Here is a 21,165-nt window from a genome sequence, read left to right as displayed (position 1 = left end):
TCGGCGTGGTTCCTGTCGGCGGGGTTCACAGGGCGGGGGTGAACCCGGCGACGGCCACCTGCAGCTGCGCGAGCAGGCTGCCCCACAGCCCGCTGACCAGCAGCGCGCCGACGGCGACCAGGAGGACGCCGCCGGCGATCTGGATCGTGCGGGTGTGCCGGCGCAACCAGCCCAGCGCGGAGACCGCGCGGGAGGCGCCGAGGGCGATGACGACGAAGGGCAGGCCGAGCCCGGCGCAGTAGGCCAGGGTGAGCACGACCCCGCGCACCGAGCCGCCGCCGGTGCCGGCGGCGACCGCGACCACGCCCGCCAGCGTCGGGCCGATGCAGGGCACCCAGCCGAGGCCGAACACCGCGCCCAGCAGCGGCGCCCCCCACAGCCCGAGCCGGGGGACCCAGTGCACCCGGCGCTCGTTCTGCAGCACCGGGATCAGCCCGACGAACGCCAGCCCCATCACGATCATGACGATCCCGCCGACCCGCTGGAGGACGGCCTCGTTGCGCACGAGGACGTCGGCCAGCCAGACGACGCCGACGAGGATCGCGCCGAACACCACGGTGAACCCGGCGACGAACAGCGCCGCCGCACCGGCCACCCGGAAGCGGCCGCGGCGGTGCTCCCGGGCCTCCTCGCGCGTGACGGGCGGGGCGTCCGCGCCGACGAGGCCGGCCAGGTAGGCGAGGTAGCCGGGGACCAGCGGGACCACGCACGGGGACGCGAAGCTCACCGCGCCCGCGAGAACGGCGACCACCGCTGCGACGAGCAGCGGGCCGCTGACCGCGAGGGTGGTCGACGCATCCATCACAGGACAGGGTATGTGCTGTGGTCAGGCGCGGGGGCGGCGGGTTCTACAACTCGTAGTGGAACGCCTCACGGTGTGCAGCACACCTCGATGCGCTCAGCCGGCCCTCGGGCGGCGGTATGGCTCCACGACGCGGCCAGGCTGCCGTCGGAAACACGTTGTGGATCCATACCGCGCCCACGGCCGCTGCCAGGATCGCGTCCTGGATCCGTACCGCGGTCAGGAGCCCGGCGTCGACGGCGCGGGCTCCTCGGCGGCCACCCGCTGGACCGTGCCCAGCAGGTCCGACGGGCGGATCTGGGTGAGGTACACCGCCGCCACCCGGTGCTGCCGGTCCAGCACGATCGTCGACGGCACCACGTTGCGCGGGTAGCCGGACAGCGCGGCGAGCACCCGGCCCGGCTGGTCGAAGATCGAGTCGTAGGTCAGGCCGCGGTCGCGGACGAAGTCCCGGGCGGCGTCGCGGTCGTCCCGCACGTCGATGCCGAGCATCGCGACCCCGGCCGCCTCGGTCTGCTGCGCCACGAACTCCAGGTCGGGGGCCTCGGCCCGGCACGGACCGCACCACGAACCCCAGATGTTGAGCACCACGACCCGACCGGCGAAGTCCTGCAGGCCGACGGTGCGCCCCTCGTTCAGCAGCGACTCCCCGGACAGCTCCGGCACCACGCCGCGGGACCCCGGCGGGTCGTACATGATCGTGGTCTGCCCGTTCGGCGCGACGAACGTGAACTCCTGCTGCCCGCTCGCCACGGCGTCCTTGCTGGTGGAGCAGCCCGCGAGCACGAGCAGCCCCACCAGCAGCGGCAGCAGGCGTCTCATGCGCCGGTCGCCGTGGGGTCGCTGGACCCGGCCGGCTCGCTGTAGCGCAGCCCGGTCACCGTGGTGCCGGTGAACTCGACGCTGGTCAGCGAGGCCAGCGCGCACTGCCGCTGCCGCGGGTCGTGCCAGAGCCGCTGGCCCAGCAGGTAGCGCCGCAGCGTCCAGATCGGCAGCTGGTGGGACACGCACACGGCCTCGTGCCCCTCGGCCAGCGCCCGGGCGCGGTGCACGGCGCCGAACATCCGGTGCGCGATCTTGAGATAGGGCTCGCCCCAGGACGGCGTGAACGGGTCCCGCATCAGCCGCCAGTTCGCGGGCCGGCGCAGCGCACCGTCGCCGACGCCGAACCGCTTGCCCTCGAACAGGTTGCCGGACTCGATCAGCCCTTCCTCGGTCACGATGTCCAGGCCGTGGCTCTTCGCGATCGGCGTCGCGGTCTCCTGGGCGCGCTGCAGCGGGGAGGCGACGACGGCGGCGAGGTCGGCGTCGGCCAGCTTCTCGGCGACCAGCTCGGCCTGCGCGCGGCCGTCGTCGGACAGCCGGAAGCCGGGCAGGCGCCCGTAGAGGATGCCCTCGGGGTTGTGCACGGTCCCGTGCCGCAGCAGGTGGACCACGGTCCGGGGGCCGGTGGGGTCCGGCGAGGTGCGGTCCCCGCCCGGGAAGGGATCGGCGGGAACGGGGTCGCCGGGGTCGACCGGCGTGGGCTCGACGGGGGTGCTCACGCCGGCTGCACCGCGGCCGCCGCCGCCCGCGCCGCGTCGGGCAGCGCCTTCTCGATCACGGCGAAGGTGTCGTCGTCGAGCGCGGCCGAGACGAACCAGGCCTCGAAGTTGCTGGGCGGCGCGTAGACCCCGCGTTCCAGCAGGGCGTGGAAGAACGGCGGGAAGCGCCAGGTCTGCGCGGCCTTCGCGGTCTCGTAGTCCACGACCTCCTCCTCGGTGAAGAAGATCGAGAACATGTTCCCGGCCGTCTGGACCCGGTGCGGCACCCCGGCCTCGCGCAGCGCGCCGCCGATCATGCCGACCAGGCGCTCGGCGTTGGCGTCGAGCGCGTCGTAGACGGCCTCGTCGGCCTGGCGCAGGGTGGCGAGCCCGGCGGCGACGGCGACCGGGTTCCCGGACAGCGTGCCCGCCTGGTAGACCGGCCCGGCCGGGGCGAGGTAGGCCATGTGCGCGGCCGGCCCGCCGAAGGCCGCGGCCGGCAGCCCGCCGGACATGACCTTGCCGAAGGTGTAGAGGTCCCCGGCCACGCCCTCGAGCCCGAACCAGCCGGCGGGCGAGACGCGGAAGCCGGTCATCACCTCGTCGATCACCAGCAGGGCGCCGTGCTCGCGGGTGACCTCGCGCAGCCCCTGGTTGAAGCCCGGCTTCGGCGCGACCGCGCCCATGTTCCCCGCGGCGGCCTCGGTGATCACGCAGGCGATCTCGCTGCCCCGCTCGGCGAAGACCTGCCGGACCGCCTCGAGGTCGTTGTACGGCAGGACGACGGTGTCGCCGGCCTGCGCGCCCGTGACGCCCGGACTGGTCGGCAGGCCCAGGGTGGCGACGCCCGAGCCGGCCTGGGCGAGCAGCGCGTCGACGTGGCCGTGGTAGCACCCGGCGAACTTCACGACGACCGTGCGGCCGGTGATGCCGCGGGCCAGCCGGATGGCGCTCATCACGGCCTCGGTGCCCGAGTTCACCAGGCGCACCTGCTCGACCGGCGCGACCCGGTCGATGATCGCCTCGGCCAGCTCGATCTCCGCGGGCGTCGGCGCGCCGAAGGAGAGGCCGGACGCGGCGGCCGACTGCACGGCGTCGACGACGGCGGGGTGCGCGTGCCCGAGGATCATCGGGCCCCACGAGGAGACCAGGTCGACGTAGCGGAGGCCGTCGGCGTCGGTGAGCCAGGGGCCCTGCGCGGAGACCATGAAGCGCGGCGTGCCGCCGACCGAGTTGAACGCGCGGACCGGCGAGTTGACGCCGCCCGGGATCACCTCGGCGGCGCGGGCGAACAGACCCGCGGAGACCTCGGGCGTGATCGGGGTGAAGGGGGCACTCACGACCCCCAGTCTCACATCCGCGCCGCGATCCGGCCCGCGGGGTCGGCGCAGGACACGGGGAGCTCGCCGGTGCGTCGTCGGCGGCCGGCGGGGGCGGGGTCAGCGCCGGGCGGCGAACCAGTCCGCGGAGGGGCGCACGAACATCAGCACCACGCCGGCGACCGCGAGCACCACGGGCGCGACCACGATCAGCGACGACGCACCGCCACCGCCCAGGTTGAGCAGCAGGAACCCGCAGAACAGCACCGTCAGCGCGGTGGCGGCGACCCGGCCCCACGACTTGCCCGCGAAGGCCGCGACCGCGATGCCGATGTAGACCAGCGCCAGCACCGCCACCAGCGCGAGCAGCAGCCGCACGGCCTGCAGGAACTGGTCGAAGGAGACGTTGTACTGGGTGAGCATCGCGTCGAGCCCGAGCTCCGGCGGGAACATGTCCTGGCTGATCGGCACGAACAGCCCGAGCACGCCGAACACGAGGAACGGCACGGCGCTGAGCACCAGCAGGACCAGCGCGCCGACCATCGTGCCGGGCCGGCGGACCTCCCGCGGGCCTGCCTCCGACGGGGTGGGGGCCTGGGAGTACGGGCTGTAGGCGAACTGGCCGGTGTACCGGCCGCCGGTGCTCGGGCCGGCCTGCGGCTCACCGCCCGGCTGGACCCCCTGCGGGTACGGGTTCTGCGGGTACTGCGCGTACTGACCCGTCGAGGGTCCGCTCGGGTAGTAGCGGGGTCCCTCACCCTGGTTGCCGGTGCTCACGGTCACCACGGTACCGGTCAGCCGCGGCGGTGGACGTCCTCCGACAGACGGACCACCGCCGTCACGAACTCGAGGACGACCCGCAGCAGGAGCAGGGCGAACACCGCGACGACGCCGCCGGCGACGAGCGCCGCGACGCCGAGCCCGAAGCCCCGCACGAAGAACCCGATCACGCCCGCGACGTAGCAGAGCGCGGTCAGCACGACGCCCACGACGTAGACGAACCTGACCACCGAGGGCGTGGCGAACCGCTCGAAGTTCAGGTCGGTGAGGGCGCCGAGCACGCCGGGCTCCTGGTCGGTCCGCATGGGATCAGTCCAGCAGACCCGCGACCTCGGTCGCCCAGTAGGTCAGCACCACGTCCGCGCCGGCGCGGCGCAGCGAGGTCAGCGTCTCGACGATCGTCCGCTCGCGCTCCAGCCAGCCCTGCGCGGCGGCGGCCTCGATCATCGCGTACTCGCCGGAGACCTGGTACGCGGCGACCGGGACGTCGGCGGTGTCGGCGACGGTCCGCAGCACGTCCAGGTACGGGAGCGCGGGCTTGACCATCACCATGTCCGCGCCCTCCTCCAGGTCCAGCGCGAGCTCGCGCATCGCCTCGCGGAGGTTCGCGCCGTCCTGCTGGTAGGTCTTGCGGTCGCCCTTCAGCTGGCTCTCGACGGCCTCGCGGAACGGCCCGTAGAAGGCGCTGGCGTACTTGGCGGTGTAGGCGAGGATGCCGGTGTCGGCGAAGCCCGCCTCGTCGAGCGCCTCGCGGATCACCCCGACCTGCCCGTCCATCATGCCGCTGGGCGCCACGAGGTGGGCCCCGGACTCGGCCTGCACCACGCCCATCCGCGCGTAGATCTCGAGCGTGGCGTCGTTGTCGACGCAGCCCCGCTCGTCGACCACCCCGCAGTGCCCGTGGTCGGTGAACTCGTCCAGGCACAGGTCGGACATCAGCACCGTGGAGTCGCCCAGCTCGGCGCGCAGGTCCTTGAGCGCGACGTTCAGGATCCCCTCGGGGTCGGTCGCCCCGGACCCGACGGCGTCGTGGTGCTCGGGCACGCCGAACAGCATGATCCCGCCCACCCCCGCCTGCACGGCCTCGGTGGCCGCCTTGCGCAGGGTGTCGCGGGTGTGCTGGACGACCCCCGGCATCGACGAGATGGGCGTCGGCTCCGCGGCGCCCTCCTTCACGAACATCGGCAGGACCAGGTGCCGGGGCCGCAGCTCGGTCTCGGCCACCAGCCTGCGCAGCGCCGGGGTGGAACGCAGCCGGCGGGGACGCTGGGCGGGATAGGCCATGGGCCCAGGGTACGACCGGGATGGTGGGGTTGGTCGGGCGGCTCGGCCCTGATGACGGGTTGATCGGGAGGAGCGGAGCCGCAGCTCAGGAGGTGTGACCGGGATGGTGGGGTTGGTCGGGCGGCTCGGCCCTGATGACGGGTTGATCGGGAGGAGCGGAGCCGCAGCTCAGGAGGTGTGACCGGGTGGGGGGTGGCTCGGGTGCGCGGGTCGGGCTCGCGGTTCGGGCCGGGCGGGCTCCGTGTGGGCACACCCGCCGGGGCGCGGCACATCCTGTCGACCGGGTGTGGGAGCGAGCTCTCGGGTGTGGGACCAGGTCACAGCGGGTGTGTCGGGCACGACTGGCTGTGGGACCAGGTCGCAGCAGGGTGACGTGCACGGGCGGGTGTGGCCGCTGTCGGGCGGATGTGGGCCGGGCAGGCGGGTGTGTCGTGCACGGACGGGTGCGGAAGGGCGACGGGAGGAAGATCGACTGTTGCCGCAGGTCGAGTGCGGGGCGCCGGGCGGAGCAGCGGGGCGGACGGGCGCTCACGAGGGTGGGGTCGGTGACGGAGAGTGTCACCCGATACGGCATCCTGCGCGCGTGACCAAACCGGGACGCAGCGTCATCGCCCTCCTTCTCGATCGATCCAGCTCGCTCGGCCCGCTCCGCGACGACGTGCGTGCCGCGACCGCCGACCTCCTCGCGCACCAGGCCGGGCTGCCCGGCGAGGTCGAGGTCTACCCGACCACGACCGGGCGTCGCGCCGGGAAGCTGCGCGGCGGTGTCCGGGCCGCCGACGCCGCCGTGCCGAAGCTCCGCGGCCGGGGTACCGAGGCGGTCCGCGACTCGCTCGGCGCCCTGATCAGCGGCCTGGGCCGGTCGCTCGCCGGGATGCCGGAGCAGGAACGCCCCACGCGGGTGTTCGTGCTGGTGGTCACCGGCGGTGCCGACGAGGGCAGTGCCGTCTGGGGTCCCGACGCGCTGCGCGACCTCGTCGCCGCCCAGGAGCGGGACTACGCGTGGGAGGTCGTCACGGTCACCGTCGCGGAGCACGCCGGGCTCGCGCCGTGGGGCGCCGGGCACCGGTCCCTGGGGGTCGCGCCGCGGGGCGACTGCGTGCGGGCGGCGCTCGCCGCCGCGTCGGCCTACATCGGGCGGGCCCGCGCCGCCGGGCCGTGGGAGCCCGTCGCGGGGATCACGCAGGAGGAGCGCTGGGCGGCGTACCCGCCGGACTTCCACGCGGCTCCGGAGCCCGAGCCCGCCGCCGAGGCGCCGGTCCCGGCGGTCGCCCAGTCCCCCGTCGACAGTGCCCCCGTCGAGAGCGCCCCCGTCGAGAGCGCCCCCGTCGAGAGCGCCCCCGTCGAGAGCGGCCCCGTCGTACCGGTCGACGACACCCCCACCGAGGCCATCCCGGTCCTCACCGCGCAGCGCCTCGCCGAGGCCGACCGCGCCGCCGCGGCGGAGCGGCGCCGCTGGTGGGACCGCTTCCGCAAGCCCGCCACCGTCGGCTCCTGACGGCCCGGTTCGCGGGCGGGTCCCGCCCGCCCGCGAACCGCGTCCCGGCCGAGCGCTCGGCGGACGATCACGGGCCGATCACCTCGGGCGTGATCCGTCCGAGCGTCACGCGAGAGCTGCCGGAACGACGCTCCGGCACCTCCCGGCGGAGCTGATCGACCCGAGCGTCACGCAAGAGCTGCCGGAACGACGCTCCCGTGCCTCTCGGGCGAGCTGATCGACCCGAGCGTCACCCGACAGACGCCGCGCAGCACTCGCGTCCCACTCGGCACGATCACGAGCCGGACGACCGCGTGTGGCCGACACCGAACATCCCGCGCGGTCGTCACCCGCCACGGCACCACCCGGCCGACGGGCCCGCGCTCCGCACACACCGTCGGCCCCTCGCACCCATCGCGGAACGTGTGTGCGAGGGGCCGACCCTGTGTGCGACCCGAGAACGGCGGAGGGCCGCACCTCGGCGAGGTGCGGCCCTCCGGCACGAGCGGCGCGAGCGGCTCAGCGGCGGCGCGCCTTGACCTTCTTCGGCGGCGGCAGCGCACCCTCGGCGCGGAGCTTGGCGGCGTGCGCGGCCAGGGCGTCGACCAGGGTGGGCACCCGGGCCTCCTCCGGCTGGACGTCGACACGCAGGCCGAACTCCCGGGCCGTCTCCGCGGTGGCCGGGCCGATGCAGGCGACCAGCGTGCGCGCGTGCGGCTTGCCGGCGATGCCCACCAGGTTCCGGACGGTCGACGACGAGGTGAAGCACACCGCGTCGAACCCGCCGGTCTTGATGGCCTCGCGGATCGGCGCGGGCGGCGGGGCGGCCCGGACGGTCCGGTAGGCGGTGACGTCGTCGATCTCCCAGCCGCGCTCGGTCAGCCCGGCGGCGAGGGTCTCGGTGGCGATGTCGGCCCGCGGCAGCAGGACGCGGTCGACCGGGTCGAGGACGTCGTCGTGCGGCGGGAACAGCTCGAGCAGGCCCTCGGAGGTGGAGCTCTGCGCCTCGTTCACGTCCGGCACCAGCTCGGGCACGATGCCGAACTCGCGCACCTTCTCGGCGGTCGCCGTGCCGACGCAGGCGATCTTCACGCCGGAGAAGGCGCGGGCGTCGAGCCCGAACTCGGCGAACTTCTCCCAGATCGCGCGCACGGCGTTGGTCGAGGTGAACACGACCCAGGCGTAGCGGCCGTCGACCAGGCCCTTGACCGCGCGCTCCATCTGCGTGGGCGAGCGCGGCGGCTCGACGGCGATGGTCGGGACCTCCTCGGGGATGGCCCCGTGCATCCGCAGCCGGTCGCTCATCACGCCCGCCTGGTCCTTGGTGCGCGGCACCAGGACCCGCCAGCCGTACAGCGCGCGGGACTCCCACCAGGACAGGTCCGCCCGCGAGGCGACCTCGGCGCCGACGGTGAGGACCAGCTGGCCCTCGAGCTCGGCGGCGTCGGACGCCATCGACCCGATCGTCGTGGTGACGGTCTTCTGGGTGGACTCCGTGCCGTGCGCGGTGACGGCGACCGGGGTCTCGGCCGGGCGGCCCTGCCCGGTGAGCGCGGACGCGACCTCGGCGAGGTGCGCGGCGGCGGCCTGCAGGACGAGCGTGCCGGGCGCGCCGGCCAGGGCTGCCCAGTCGACGCCGGCCCGGACGTCCGCCTCGACGTGCGCGGACCCGAGCGGCACGCCCGCGTAGGCGGGGACGGCGGTGCCGGCCGGGACGCCGGGCACGACGTCGAACGCCACGCCCTCCGCAGCGACTGCGCGCGCCTCGGCCACCACGGCGTCGAGGGTCAGCGGGTCGCCGGCGACGAGCCGCACGACCGGCCGCCCGGCGCGGGCCTCGGTGAGGAGGTCGCCCGCGACGTCGGCGGGCTGCCCGACGGCCGGCCGGACCTCGGCGCCCTCGGCGACCAACGCGAGGACGGCCTCGGGCACGTCGGGGTCGTTCACGACCAGCGGCGCGGAGGCGAGCACCTCCTTCGCGCGCACGGTCAGCAGGCCCGGATCGCCCGGGCCGCTGCCCACGAAGGCGATCCGACCGGCGGTCGGCGGTGTGCGAGTCATTCTCCAGCTCCCGATCCAGCGGTTCCCGAGGCACCGCGCGCTGCCGGCCGCGGCAGGTCGTCGGCGCCCATGTCGAGCAGCTCGTGCGCGAGGTCCACCCCGAGCTTCTCGGCGTTCTCCATGTCTCCGGTGGCGGACGCACGCAGCAGCGCGCCCTCGGCCACCTCCCCGATCCCCACGACCGCGCGCAGCGACAGCCGCTCGATCACGCGGCCCGCGTCGTCGAGGTCCTCGACGACGTCCGCGTGCGCGGCCACCGGCGCGCTGCAGCCGGCCTCGAGGGCGGCGAGCACCGCGCGCTCGGCGGTGACCGCCGCGCGCACGCCCGCGTCGTCGAGCGTCGCGGCGAGGAAGCGGGCCAGCTCCTCGTCCTCGGCCCGGCACTCGATCGCCAGCGCGCCCTGTGCGGGGGCGGGCAGCATCTGCAGGGGGTCGAGCAGCTCGCTCGCCTCCTCCACGCGCCCGAGCCGGCGCAGCCCCGCCGCGGCGACGACGACGCCGTCGAGCTCACCCGAGGTCACCTTGCCGATCCGGGTGTCGACGTTGCCCCGGATCGGGACGACCTCCAGGCCCAGCCCGAGCGCGTTCAGCTGCACGGCCCGGCGCGGCGAGCCCGTGCCGATCCGCGAGCCCGCGGCCAGCTCGCCGAGCACCAGGCCGTTCCGGGCCACGAGCGCGTCCCGCGGGTCCTCCCGGGCCGGCACGGCGGCGAGGGTCAGCCGCGGGTCCGGCGCGGTGGGCAGGTCCTTGTAGGAGTGCACCGCGACGTCGACCTCGCCGGCCACCAGCGCCTCCCGCAGCTGCGAGACGAACACCCCGACGCCGAGCTGCGCGATCGGCGCGGCGGACCGGTCCCCGGTGGTGTGCACGTCGACCAGCTCGGCGGGCCGCCCGGCGGCCCGGATCAGGTCGGCGACCTGCCCGGACTGCGCGACGGCGAGCTTGCTGGGCCGGGTGCCGACGCGGAGGGTGCGACTGTCCACGGCGGTCACCGGTCGGCCTCGGCGTCGGCACGCCCGGCCTCGGGGCCCGCCCGGCGCACCGGCGCCTCGAGCGCCGCGGCGACCTCGTGGCCGTTGAGCGGCTGCTCCACGGTGCCGGCGACGGCGGCGGGCTTCTGCGGGTCGAGCTCGAACAGCGTGCGCAGCGCGGCCGCGTAGCTGTCCCCGTCCGGGCCCTCGGCCAGCTTCTTGACCTGCACCGTCGGCGTGTGCAGCAGCTTGTCGACGACGCGGCGGACCGTCCGGGTGAACTCGTCGCGGACCTCGTCGGACAGCTCCGGCAGCCGCGACGACAGCCGCAGCAGCTCGGCGTCGACCACCTCGGAGGCGCGCCGGCGCAGCGCGGTGACGGTCGGCGTGACCTCGGCCGAGCGCTGCGCGGCCAGGTAGTTCTGGGCCTCCTCGGCCACCAGCTCGCGGGCCGCGGAGACGGCGTCGGCGGCCCCCCCGAGATCCTCGCGGACGAGCCGGCGCTGCAGCGCGATGAGGTCGACGACGGTCACGCCCTCGATCTCCGCCACGGCCGGGTCGACGTCGCGGGGCAGCCCGAGGTCGCAGACGACGAACGGGCGGGTGCGGCCGGCCGTCCCGGCCTCGACCGCGGCGCGCTCGACGACGGTGCCGATCGCGCCGGTGCAGGCGACCATGAGGTCCGCGGCGGAGACGGCGGCGGGCAGCTCGTCGAGCAGGCCGGCCCGGGCGGGCACGCCCTGCTCGATGCTCTTCCGCGCGAGCCGCCGGGCCCGCTCGGCGGAGCGGTTGAGCACGATGATCTCGGCGGCGCCGGCGCGGCGGAGGTGGGCGGCGGCCAGCGCGCCCATGGCCCCGGCCCCGACGATCACGGCACGGGTGCCGGTCAGCTCGCCGTCCGCCTGGCCGAGGACGGCGGACGCGTCCCGCAGCGCCTCCGACACCACGGAGGCGCCGGCGGCGTCGATGCCGGTGCGGGCGTGCACCCGCTTGCCCACGCGCAGCGCCTGCTGGGCGAGCTCGTGCAGGACGCGGCCGACGGTGCCGGCCTCGTCCGCCGTCGCGTACGCCTGGCGCAGCTGGCCGAGGATCTGCGACTCGCCGACGACCATCGAGTCCAGCCCGGCGGCGACCGAGAACAGGTGCTGCACGGCCGAGCCGGCGTAGTGCACGAAGAAGTGCTCGGTGAGGTCCTGCAGCGGCAGGCCGGAGTGCCGCGCGAGGACCTCGGAGACGTCCGCGAGCCCGCCGTGGAAGGCGTCGACCACCGCGTAGACCTCGACCCGGTTGCAGGTCGAGAGCAGGGTCACCTCGCTCACGTGCGGGCACCGCACCATCTCGTCGAGGAGCTTGGGCACGTCGTCCGCGGACACCGCGACCTTCTCCAGGACGTCGACGGGCGCACTCCGGTGCGAGAGGCCCACGACGAGAACACTCATGAGAGCGGCACCGCCGATCCGTTGCGTCCGTTCACGACCCGGCTCACGGCCGGGGCGTCTGGGTCCACACCCGCCGCGGCGGCGTTGCCACGTCCGGCGACGTGGAAGGCCAGCACCTGCAGCTCGACGGCGAGGTCCACCTTGCGGACCTCCACCTCGTCGGGCACCTGCAGGACCGTGGGGGCGAAGTTGAGGATGGAGCGCACGCCCGCCGCGACCAGCTTGTCGCAGACGCCCTGCGCGGCCTGCGCCGGCGTCGCGATCATGCCGATCGTGACGCCCGCGGCGGGGCACTCCCGGGGAATGTCGCGCACGTGGTGCACGACGATCCCGTTGATCTTGATCCCGACCAGGTCGGGGTCGACGTCGAACAGCGCGGTCACGGGGAAGCCCCGGCCGCCGAAGCCGCCGTAGCCCGCCAGGGCGTGGCCGAGGTTGCCGACGCCGACCAACGCCACGGCCTGCGGGTGGTCGAGGCCGAGCACCCGCTCGAGCTCGTGCTGCAGCGAGGCCACGTCGTACCCGACCCCGCGGATGCCGTAGCTGCCGATGTGGCTGAGGTCCTTGCGCAGCTTCGCCGAGTTGACCCCGGCGACGGACGCGAGCTCCTCGCTGGAGACGGTCTCGGCGCCGCCCTCGGCGAGCTGGCCGAGCACTCGCAGGTAGACCGCGAGCCGGGCGACCGTCGCCTCGGGGATGGCGCGGACCACGCGGCCCGGGGCGGACCCGGTGGGGGTGCCGGGGGTGTCGGCGGTCGAGGAGCCGGCCTGCGGCGGCAGCGTCACGCGGCGGCTCCTCGGGCGTCGTACTCGTCGTGATGGGGCCGCGTCCGGGACGGCGGCGGCCTGCGCGACCGGCACTGCCCGGCCGGGCTGGAGCCGGTCGGGTCGTTCGGCGGCGACGCCCGTCCACGGTAGTCGCTCGTGAAGGCGTGCACAAAGTTGCGATCTTGGTCCGGGACGTGCTCCGGGCCCGGCCCGTGCACGGTCGGGGCATGCGGACCGGTGGTCGCCCCGGACCTGCCGCTCACCGCGTTTGCGTACCCCGCACGTGGCGTTCGACACGCGCGGGGCGCGGGCGGGTCGGGGACGGCCCGGAGCCGGACCCCGGAGCGATCAGGCCTGCGGGGTGAGGACCGTGTCGATCAGGAAGAGGGTCGCGTTGCCGGTCGGGATGTTCCCGCAGACGACGGTCGCGGTGGTGCCCGCGGCGTCGGCGACCGTCATCGTCGCGCCCGTGCCGCCGATCCGCACCTGGCCGCCGGCGAGCTCGGTCGAGGTGCCCGCGGTCCGCAGCTCCTCGGCGCTCGCCCGGGTCCCCGACACGTGGTACTGCAGCACGGTCGCGAGCCGGGCGGGGTCGGCCTCGAGGGCGGCGCGCTGCTCCGCCGGGAGCGTGGCGAAGGCGTTGTCGGTGGGAGCGAAGACCGTCAGCCCGGGTGCGGCGTTGAGCGCCTCGGTGAGGTTCGCCCGGCCGACCAGCGCGGCGAACGTGCGCAGCTGCGGGTTCGTCCCGGCGGCCGCGGCGACCGGGGCCTGCGACATGCTCGCGAGCGAACCGGGGTCGTCGCCGGTGGGGAGCCCGCCGCAGCCCGGCCCGAAGACCGCGGCCTCCGTGGTACTGCCCGGCACCTCGGGCGTCCGCGGCCCGGCCGCGGCGACGGTGGGCACCGGCGGCACGTCCGTCGCGGTGGACGGCTCCTGGCTGGGCGCGGAGCACGCCCCCAGCACGACGACGGCGGCCGCTGCCGCTCCGAGGGTGGCCAGACGCTGGATGCTGCGCACGACTTCTCTCCTTCCCGGGGCCTGCCCATGCCTAACGTGTCGGCCGCCGGCACGCCCGACCGAAGGGATCACGATCGGGTCTCGGCTCCGGGCGGGCCGGGGCTCAGGCGGCGGAGAAGATCATGGCGGGCCAGCCGGTGGCACCGTCCGGCAGGACGTCGGCGCGCTCCTCGGTCTGCAGGTTCCCCAGGCCGTCCGTGGCGCGGGCCCGCACGGTGTGGCTGCCCGGCCCGACCTCGACCGTGCCGCGCCACATCCGCCAGGTGTCCCCGCCGAGCTGCGCGGCGAGCTCGGCCCCGGCCCACGGGCCGCCGTCGACGCTGATCTCCACCCGCGAGATCCCGCGCGGCTGCGACCACGCGATCCCCGCGACGGTGACCCGGCCGGCCGGCACCTGCCCGAACCTGCGGGGCAGGTCGATCCGGCACTCCGTCTTGACCGGCCCGCGCTCGCCCCAGCCGCGCTGCGTCCAGTAGGAGTCGCGGGCGGCGAAGGAGGTCAGCTCGAGGTCGGTGACCCACTTGGTGGCCGAGACGTAACCGTAGAGCCCGGGCACGACCATGCGCACCGGGAAGCCGTGCTCGGCGGGCAGCGCCTCGCCGTTCATCCCCAGCGCCAGCAGCGCCCCGCGCCCGGGTTCGAGGACGACGTCGGTGGGGGTGCCGGCCGTCCAGCCGTCCGTGCTGGTGGAGAGGATCTGGTCGGCGCCGGGCAGCGGCCCCGCCTCCCGCACGACGTCGGCCAGCTCGACGCCGACGAACCGGGCCGTGGAGATGAGGTCACCGCCGACCTCGTTGGACACGCAGGTCATCGTGATCGTCCGCTCGACGAGCGGGCGGGCGAGCAGGTCGTCGACGGTCAGGGTGAGCTCCCGCGCCACCCGCCCGTGCACCCGCAGCCGCCAGTCCTCGGCGCGCAGCTGCGGCACCCGCAGGGCCGTGTCGATCCGGTAGAACTCCGGGTTCGGCGTGACGAAGCGGGTGGTGCCGAGCTCGGCGGCGAAGTCCGTGCCGGGCGGCAGCGGGGCCTCGCGGGCGACGGTCGCCGCGGCGAGGCGCTGGGTGAGGCGGGTGCGGGAGTCGACCGTCCCGCGCCCGAGCGCCGCACCGATCCCGCCGGCGGCCAGCGCCCCGAGCCCGACCGCCGCCGACGCGCCGAGCAGCACGGTGCGTCGGGGCAGGCCGCGCGGGCCCGGCGCCGCGGCCGCCGCCGCGTGGGCGAGGGCCAGCCCGTGCAGCGTGCGGACCGTCCACAGGCCCGCGGCCGTCGCGACGACCGGTGCGATCAGGTCGGCGGCCGTGAAGGCCGGGCCGAGCACGACGGCGGCGATCCCGGCCAGCCCCAGGATCCCGATCACGACCTGCGCCGGGACGACCGAGCGACGGGACGCCAGCCCGGCGGCCACCGCGACCAGGAGCAGCACCACGGCCATCCCGGCGAGCAGCACCGGCTTGTCCGCCGTGCCGAACGCCGACTTCGCGAACCCGACGACCGGCGGCGGCGCCGCGCGCACCACCGCGTCGCCGACCGCGAGGTAGGGCGACGACGTGGGCGACAGCAGCCCGGCGACGAGCTGGCCCGCGCCGAGCGCCGCGCCGACGGCGAGCACCGCGACCGCGGCGGCGTCGGGACGCGACAGCACGGGGGCGGCAGGACGGGCGAGGGTCCGGCTCACGTCCATGGTTCGCCTCCGGAGCCGCGGGGGTTCGCCCGCGTCATGGGTCCATACTGCGCCCGGGACCGGCTCCTGAAGCCGTGACGGATCCCTGCTGCGGACAGTGCGGGGCTCAGCCCTCGAGGGCCCTGCGGAACCGCTCCTCCTCGACCCGGTAGTAGCCGTGCTGCTTCCCGTCGATGAGGATCACCGGCACCATGTCGCCGTACTCGGCGCGCAGCTCCGGGTCCGCGTCGACGTCCTCGGTGCGCCACGCGACGCCCAGCTCGCGGCAGATCCGCGCGACGTCCGCCTCGGCGGCCTCGCACAGATGGCAGTTCGCCCTGCTCAGCAGGGTCACCGTCCGACTCATGCCGTCCCCGTCCCCGCCAGCACCCGCCGGGCGATCTTGCCGGTCGGCGTGCGCGGCAGCTCGTCGACGAACGCGATCACGGTGGGCCGCTTGAAGCGGGCCAGCCGGGTCGCGCAGTACTCCCGGACCGCGTCCTCGTCCGGGTCGGTCCCCGGCGCGGGCACGATCACGGCCTTGACCGCGGCGCCGGTCCGGTCGTCGGGCACCCCGACGACCGCCACCTCGGCCACCTCGTCCATCCCGGCGAGGACCTGTTCGACCTCACGGGGGTAGACGTTGAAGCCGTTGACGATCACCAGGTCGGTCGAGCGGTCCACGAGGTGGAGGTCGCCGTCCGCGTCGAGGTAGCCGACGTCCGCGGTGCGGAACCAGCCCTCGGCGTCCGGCCCGCCCTCGCCCGTCGGCCAGTAGCCGGAGAAGAGGTTGGGCCCGCGCAGCGCGACCAGCCCGGTGTCGTCCTCCGGGTCGGAGAAGACGTCGGCCGTGTCGCCCTCCTCGCCCTCCTCGGCGACCCGCCCGGCGAGCGGTTCACCCTCGGCGTCGACCAGCCGCAGCTCGACGCCGGGGATCGGGCGGCCGACCGAGCCCGGCTTGCTGCACCCCGGGAGGGTGCAGGTGACCACCGGGCCGGCCTCGGAGAGCCCGTAGCCCTCGAGCACCTCCATCCCGGTGGCCTCGCGGAAGGCGCTCAGCCAGGCGGGCGGCAGCGGGGCGCCGCCGGAGGTGCAGATCCGCACGCCCTCCAGGGCGCGCCGCAGCTCCGCGGCCGGCAGGTCGAGCAGCGCGCGGTAGAGCGACGGGACACCGGCCAGCGCGCTGACCCGGTGGTCGCGCAGGATGCCCGGCGTGGCCGCGGCGTCGAACCGCTCGGTGAGCACGGCGGTGGCCCCCGCCCAGCAGACCTGCAGCAGGCCCGCGGCCAGCCCGAAGCTGTGGAACAGCGGCAGCGCCAGCAGGACCCGGTCCGCCGGGGTGACCGGGGCCGGGCGCAGCGCGGCGGTCTGCTCGCGGTTGGCCAGCAGGGCGCGGTGGGAGAGCTGCACGCCGCGCGGCCGGCCGGTGGTGCCGGAGGTGTAGATGAGCAGCGCGATCGCCTCGCCGCCGGGCGGCTCCGCGACCGGGGTGGCGGGCGGCTCGGCCCGGACCGGTGGCCCGCCGAGCACCGGCACCCCGGCCTCCCGCGCGACGTCGGCCGCGACGCCGCCGTCCGCGACGACGGCGGCCGGGCGGGCGTCGTCGAGGACCACCGCGACCTCGCGGGCCACCGACCGCTGGCCGACCGGGACGGCGATCGCCCCGGCGCGCAGCACGCCGAACAGGGCCACGCAGAAGCCGGCGCCGTTGGGCAGGACCAGCACGACGCGGTCGCCGTGCCCGATCCCGGCGGCGGCGAGCCGGGCGGCCTCCGCGTCCGCGGCGGCGTCGAGCTCCCCCCAGGTCAGCGTGCGCCCGGCCGTGACGTCGACGACCGCGGGCTGACCGGGCTCGCGGCGCGCCGCCCGGCGGACCAGCTCACCCAGGTGCACGACCGCGTCGGACCCGGTGCCGGGGCTCTGGGGGAAAGGCTGCACGCGCCGAGTCTGGCAGACGGCCGGGCCCCGCAGACGCCCGGCGGAGGAGGAGAACCGCACCCGCGTGTGTGGAACGACCACCGGCCCAGAGCGCAACCCCCGTGCGCCCGACGGCAGGGCGACACGCCGCCACTCGGCGCGTCGACCGAACACGCTGCGCCACGACCACGTTGACCGCGCGTGACCGTCCGCTCACCGGATAAGGCATTCGGCGAGCGGTGGCACCCGTCCGGGTGCCGGGGGGCTGCCCTAGAGTCCGCCCCCACAACCTGCCAACGCCGGACCCGCGGGTTCGGCACGAGTTCTCACCCAAGGGAGTGGCATGCAGCCTGTTGCCAGCGCACCGCGGGTCCGCCCGCGCTGCCCTGTCCGACACCGGGTGCACCGGGCTTCATGACCTCCTCGATGCGTCCCGACGGGCTGCTCCCCACGGAGCGGTTCACGCCGTCGCACCCGACCGGTGCCGGCGCGACCCCGTCCTCCTGGTCGGACCTGCCCCGCCAGGCCCGGTCCGGCGGCTCGACCACCCACCCGCCGGCTCCCGACGCCGCTCCCCCGTCCGCGCCCGACCCGACCGCCCCGGCCCCCGGCCGGACCCCGGGCGGCCGGCCGATCCGACAGCAGGCGCCCGTGACAGCTCCCCCCGTCGCCCGTCCCCACGCCGTCCCGCCACCCGCGGGACCGCCGCCGTCCGGTCCCCCCGCGGGCCCGCCGCCCCGCTCCGCCGAGCCGGAGGCCGTCGAGCCCCGCCCGGAGGCCGAGGACGGCGGCGGCTCCTGGGTCCTGGTCAAGGCCTGCCAGGCGGGCGACCAGGACGCGTTCAAGGAGCTGTACGCGCGCTACCACGAGGTCGTCTTCCGGTACGTGCTGTTCCGGCTCGGCGACCGCACCCTGGCCGAGGACCTCACCCAGGAGACCTTCCTGCGCGCGCTGCGCCGGATCGGCTCGGTGAGCTACCAGGGCCGCGACATCGGGGCCTGGTTCGTCACGATCGCCCGGAACCTGATCTTCGACCACGTCAAGTCCAGCCGGTACCGCCTGGAGTCGACGACCGCGGACATGGTCGAGCACTCGCCCAGCACCCACGGGCCCGAGCAGCAGGTCATCGAGAACGCTACGAACTCCGAGCTGCTCAAGGCGATCGAGAAGCTCAACCCGGACCAGCAGGACTGCATCCGCATGCGGTTCCTGCAGGGCCTGTCGGTCGCCGAGACGGCGCAGCGGATGAACCGCGCGGAGGGGGCGGTCAAGGCGCTGCAGCACCGCGCCGTCCGCCGCCTGGCGCAACTGCTCCCCGAGGGGCTGCGGTGAACGGCGGGGCCTATATCGCGAACTACATGCTTGTCGTTACGGATGCGACGAGTGAGCCACACCAATCGGTGAACGGTCTCTGTGCCGTAACCGACGACCGCCCGTCTCGTTGTGTGGGTGAACGTCGGCAGAGCGCGAGGCCCCGATCGGGCCGGACGCTGACGAACAGTGCAGGGATGCAGTGAGGACGGCGAACATGCCCGCGGGACGATGGGGCTCGGACGACGAGTGGTGGGACGGGGAGCACCTCGACCCACTCTTCACGCCGGACGACGACCTGGAGCACGAGCTGGCCCTCGCGGCCGCGCTCGATCGCAGTCGTACCGACCTGAGCCCGGACGCCGAGACCTCCGAGCGCATGCGCGCGGACTTCTTCGCCGCCCTGGAGAAGGAATGGGGCGCGCCGGAGGAGTCCGCCACCGAGCGCACCACCCGGATCGAGCCGGTCCCGGCCGACGCGTTCGACCAGACGACCGACCTCACCGCCGCGCTGCGGCCGGAGGGCCCCGAGGGGGCGACCCGCTCCGGCTCCTCCGGAGAGCGCACCGTGGCGGCGACGAGCGGCGCGGCCGGCACCGGGTCCCGGCGGTCGAAGCGCGGCCCCCGACACGTGCTGCCCGCCGACCACCCGGACAACCCGGGGCGCGCCGGCGGCTCGCGCGGCCCCGGCGGGCGGCGGCCGAGCCTGCGCAAGCGGGTCGCCCTGGTCGGCGGCGCCGCGGCGCTCGCGCTGGTTGCCCTGACCGGCGGCACGGCGATGATGAGCGGCGACGCGCTGCCCGGCGACACGCTCTACGCCGTCAAGCTGGCCACCGAGTCCACCGGCACCGCCTTCACCTTCGGCGACGCGGCCAAGGCGCAGCGCCACCTCGACCTGGCCGCGACCCGGCTCGACGAGGTGCGCCGCCTGCAGCAGGCCGGTCGCACGCCGAGCGCCGACACCTACGAGACCGCGCTCACCGCGTTCGACGACGCGGCGAGCGAGGGCTCCCGGATGCTGCTCGCCGGCGCGCAGCCGCCGACCGACACCGGCCTCGACGACCTCGACGCGTGGGCGCAGAAGCAGGCCCGGGCCATCGAGGCCCTGCGCGCGTCCGGCGACGTGCCGGGCGCCGACCGTTCGGCGCGGCTGCTGGAGCGCATGTCGGATCGGGCCGCGGCCCTGCAGGCCCGCATGGGCTGCAGCGAGGTCAGCGACGGCGTCGACGACCTCGGTCCGATCCCGGCCACGAGCCCGTGCGTCCCGGTGGCCTCGAACGCCGGCCGGGGTGACGGCGCGGTCGACGCGCGGGTCCCGAACGGCAGCCCGCAGTCCGCGAGCACCAGCCCGGCCGCGCCGTCGGACAGCACCGGACCCCAGCCCTCGGGCGACCCGGCCACGGACGAGAACGGCGTGCTGTCGGACGTCCTGCCCGGAACCGGCGAGGCCGGGGCGACCAGCACCACTCCCAGCGGCTCGGCGAGGTCCAGCAGCACCGAGCGGAGCTCGTCGGACGCGCCCGGTGGCGGGAGTGGCGGCGGGGGCGGCCTCCTGCCCCCGATCCAGGTGCCGCCGCTGCTGCCCGGCCTCGGGCCGATCACCATCGGCTGAACGACGGGTCGTCGACACGACGACGGAGCGGGGCCGTGCGGTGACACACCGTGCGGCCCCGTTCCACGTCCGGACCGTTTCGCGTCGGTGCCAGCGGGGCCGTTCAGTAGGCTGGACGGGCGGTACCCGGCCGGTCACGGAGCGGGCGGGAGCCGGCGGATCGGCGAGGTGGGCGCGGACCGGTACGGACGGGACGGACCGGACGGCCCCAGGTGGTAGGACCCGAGGTGGTTGTGGAGCACGGTGAGCCGCAGGACGCGGACGCGCAGGGCCGGGAGGGCCCCGCGGACCCGCTTCGGAACGGCGCCGGCCGGCGGGCGGGCGTCACCGAGACGACGGACGTGATCGAGGAGGCCACCGCGGTCGACCGGGCGCAGCGCGCGGGTCAGGCCGCGGCGGGCGCCGCCGTGGCCGCGGGCGAGACACCGTCGCCGTCCGAGGCGGCCGACGTGGACCTCACCGCGGCCGCCTTCTTCGACGTCGACAACACGATGATGGTCGGCGCCTCGATCTTCCACTTCGCCCGCGGGCTGGCCGCCCGCAAGTTCTTCACCACCTCCGACCTCGCCGGCTTCGCCTGGCAGCAGCTCAAGTTCCGGATCGGCGGGCGCGAGGACTCCAGCGGCATCGCGGGGCACCGGGACACCGCGCTGTCGTTCGTCGCGGGCCGGCCCGTGGACGAGGTCGTCTCGTTGGGCGAGGAGATCTACGACGAGCTCATGGCCGACCGGATCTGGGCGGGCACCCGCGCGCTGGCGCAGATGCACCTCGACGCGGGGCAGCGGGTCTGGCTGGTCACGGCCACGCCCGTCGAGCTGGCCCTGATCATCGCCCGGCGGCTCGGCCTGACCGGGGCGCTCGGCACGGTCGCGGAGAGCGTCGACGGGCACTACACGGGGCGCCTGGTCGGCGAGATCCTGCACGGCCCGGCCAAGGCCCACGCGGTGCGGGCACTGGCCGCCACCGAGGGCCTGGACCTGCGCCGCTGCACCGCCTACTCGGACTCGGTGAACGACGTGCCGATGCTGTCCGCGGTGGGCACCGCCGTCGCCGTCAACCCGGACGCGGAGCTGCGGGACGTCGCCAAGGAGCGCGGCTGGCAGATCCGCGACTTCCGCACCGGGCGCAGGGCCGCCCGGATCGGGGTGCCCTCGGTGCTCGGCGCGGGCGCCGTTGCCGGGGCGGTCGCCGCCGGCGTGGCCTACCGGCGGCGCTGAGCGCCCGG

The 21,165-nt window shown here is 75.7% G+C and carries 19 protein-coding genes; 4 read left to right on the top strand and 15 right to left on the bottom strand.

Going from position 1 to position 21,165, the window contains the following annotated elements; all coding sequences use genetic code 11:
• Positions 1 to 25 precede the first annotated feature (25 nt).
• The 7 genes from ACFQH9_RS30120 to hemB form a co-directional block, all read right to left on the bottom strand.
• Positions 26 to 802, bottom strand: a complete 777-nt coding sequence (locus ACFQH9_RS30120) for a cytochrome c biogenesis CcdA family protein (protein WP_379571490.1) — start codon at positions 800 to 802, stop codon at positions 26 to 28.
• 219 nt (positions 803 to 1,021) lie between these two features.
• Positions 1,022 to 1,624: a TlpA family protein disulfide reductase gene (locus tag ACFQH9_RS30115; protein ID WP_379571488.1), complete on the bottom strand. Its 603-nt coding sequence runs from the start codon at positions 1,622 to 1,624 to the stop codon at positions 1,022 to 1,024.
• Complete coding sequence (locus ACFQH9_RS30110; protein ID WP_379571549.1) at positions 1,621 to 2,238, bottom strand: histidine phosphatase family protein; 618 nt, start codon at positions 2,236 to 2,238, stop codon at positions 1,621 to 1,623. The genes ACFQH9_RS30115 and ACFQH9_RS30110 overlap by 4 nt, the downstream gene beginning before the upstream one ends.
• A 104-nt stretch (positions 2,239 to 2,342) precedes the next feature.
• Entirely contained in the window at positions 2,343 to 3,665 is a 1,323-nt protein-coding gene (gene hemL / locus ACFQH9_RS30105) for a glutamate-1-semialdehyde 2,1-aminomutase (protein WP_379571486.1), read from the bottom strand.
• Positions 3,666 to 3,764: 99 nt separating this feature from the next.
• The gene (locus tag ACFQH9_RS30100; protein WP_379571484.1) at positions 3,765 to 4,421 is read right to left on the bottom strand and encodes a hypothetical protein; all 657 of its coding nucleotides are present in this window, start codon (positions 4,419 to 4,421) and stop codon (positions 3,765 to 3,767) included.
• A 17-nt stretch (positions 4,422 to 4,438) separates the two neighbouring features.
• Positions 4,439 to 4,729 carry a DUF4282 domain-containing protein gene (locus tag ACFQH9_RS30095; protein ID WP_379571482.1) on the bottom strand — a complete coding sequence of 97 codons (291 nt, stop codon included), beginning with the start codon at positions 4,727 to 4,729 and terminating at the stop codon, positions 4,439 to 4,441.
• 4 nt (positions 4,730 to 4,733) lie between these two features.
• Positions 4,734 to 5,708 (bottom strand): porphobilinogen synthase, encoded by a 975-nt coding sequence (gene hemB, locus ACFQH9_RS30090; RefSeq protein ID WP_379571480.1) that lies wholly within the window; start codon positions 5,706 to 5,708, stop codon positions 4,734 to 4,736.
• Positions 5,709 to 6,291: 583 nt separating this feature from the next.
• Between hemB and ACFQH9_RS30085 the strand changes: the two genes are divergently transcribed.
• Positions 6,292 to 7,206, top strand: a complete 915-nt coding sequence (locus tag ACFQH9_RS30085) for a hypothetical protein (RefSeq protein WP_379571478.1) — start codon at positions 6,292 to 6,294, stop codon at positions 7,204 to 7,206.
• 498 nt (positions 7,207 to 7,704) lie between these two features.
• On the opposite strand, the gene ACFQH9_RS30080 is transcribed toward ACFQH9_RS30085, so the two are convergent.
• The 8 genes from ACFQH9_RS30080 to ACFQH9_RS30045 all read right to left on the bottom strand — a co-directional run bounded on the left by ACFQH9_RS30080 (position 7,705) and on the right by ACFQH9_RS30045 (position 17,038).
• Positions 7,705 to 9,246, bottom strand: coding sequence for a bifunctional uroporphyrinogen-III C-methyltransferase/uroporphyrinogen-III synthase (locus ACFQH9_RS30080; RefSeq protein WP_379571476.1), 1,542 nt, complete (start codon positions 9,244 to 9,246; stop codon positions 7,705 to 7,707).
• A complete protein-coding gene (gene hemC / locus ACFQH9_RS30075) occupies positions 9,243 to 10,229 on the bottom strand; it encodes a hydroxymethylbilane synthase (protein WP_379571474.1) in 987 nt (328 codons plus the stop codon). The genes ACFQH9_RS30080 and hemC overlap by 4 nt, the downstream gene beginning before the upstream one ends.
• A gap of 5 nt (positions 10,230 to 10,234) precedes the next feature.
• A complete protein-coding gene (locus ACFQH9_RS30070) occupies positions 10,235 to 11,656 on the bottom strand; it encodes a glutamyl-tRNA reductase (RefSeq protein WP_379571472.1) in 1,422 nt (473 codons plus the stop codon).
• The gene (locus ACFQH9_RS30065) at positions 11,653 to 12,441 is read right to left on the bottom strand and encodes a redox-sensing transcriptional repressor Rex (RefSeq protein ID WP_379571470.1); all 789 of its coding nucleotides are present in this window, start codon (positions 12,439 to 12,441) and stop codon (positions 11,653 to 11,655) included. The genes ACFQH9_RS30070 and ACFQH9_RS30065 overlap by 4 nt, the downstream gene beginning before the upstream one ends.
• A gap of 330 nt (positions 12,442 to 12,771) precedes the next feature.
• Positions 12,772 to 13,440: a fasciclin domain-containing protein gene (locus ACFQH9_RS30060; protein ID WP_379571468.1), complete on the bottom strand. Its 669-nt coding sequence runs from the start codon at positions 13,438 to 13,440 to the stop codon at positions 12,772 to 12,774.
• Positions 13,441 to 13,543: 103 nt separating this feature from the next.
• Positions 13,544 to 15,121: a molybdopterin-dependent oxidoreductase gene (locus ACFQH9_RS30055; RefSeq protein WP_379571466.1), complete on the bottom strand. Its 1,578-nt coding sequence runs from the start codon at positions 15,119 to 15,121 to the stop codon at positions 13,544 to 13,546.
• A gap of 106 nt (positions 15,122 to 15,227) precedes the next feature.
• Positions 15,228 to 15,467, bottom strand: a complete 240-nt coding sequence (locus tag ACFQH9_RS30050; RefSeq protein ID WP_379571464.1) for a glutaredoxin family protein — start codon at positions 15,465 to 15,467, stop codon at positions 15,228 to 15,230.
• Positions 15,464 to 17,038 carry an AMP-binding protein gene (locus ACFQH9_RS30045; RefSeq protein WP_379571462.1) on the bottom strand — a complete coding sequence of 525 codons (1,575 nt, stop codon included), beginning with the start codon at positions 17,036 to 17,038 and terminating at the stop codon, positions 15,464 to 15,466. The genes ACFQH9_RS30050 and ACFQH9_RS30045 overlap by 4 nt, the downstream gene beginning before the upstream one ends.
• Positions 17,039 to 17,668: 630 nt before the next feature.
• On the opposite strand from ACFQH9_RS30045, the gene ACFQH9_RS30040 reads away from it, so the two are divergent.
• From ACFQH9_RS30040 to ACFQH9_RS30030, 3 genes are all read left to right on the top strand, one after another.
• Positions 17,669 to 18,349: a sigma-70 family RNA polymerase sigma factor gene (locus ACFQH9_RS30040; protein WP_379571460.1), complete on the top strand. Its 681-nt coding sequence runs from the start codon at positions 17,669 to 17,671 to the stop codon at positions 18,347 to 18,349.
• A 196-nt stretch (positions 18,350 to 18,545) separates the two neighbouring features.
• Positions 18,546 to 19,940, top strand: a complete 1,395-nt coding sequence (locus ACFQH9_RS30035; protein WP_379571458.1) for a DUF5667 domain-containing protein — start codon at positions 18,546 to 18,548, stop codon at positions 19,938 to 19,940.
• A gap of 341 nt (positions 19,941 to 20,281) precedes the next feature.
• A complete protein-coding gene (locus ACFQH9_RS30030) occupies positions 20,282 to 21,157 on the top strand; it encodes an HAD family hydrolase (RefSeq protein WP_379571547.1) in 876 nt (291 codons plus the stop codon).
• Positions 21,158 to 21,165: the final 8 nt, after the last annotated feature.

This window comes from Pseudonocardia lutea (assembly GCF_042658055.1).
In the GTDB taxonomy this organism is placed as follows: domain Bacteria; phylum Actinomycetota; class Actinomycetes; order Mycobacteriales; family Pseudonocardiaceae; genus Pseudonocardia; species Pseudonocardia lutea.
Note: the sequence above shows the minus strand (reverse complement) of the source record. Positions and strands in the feature narration are given on the sequence as shown.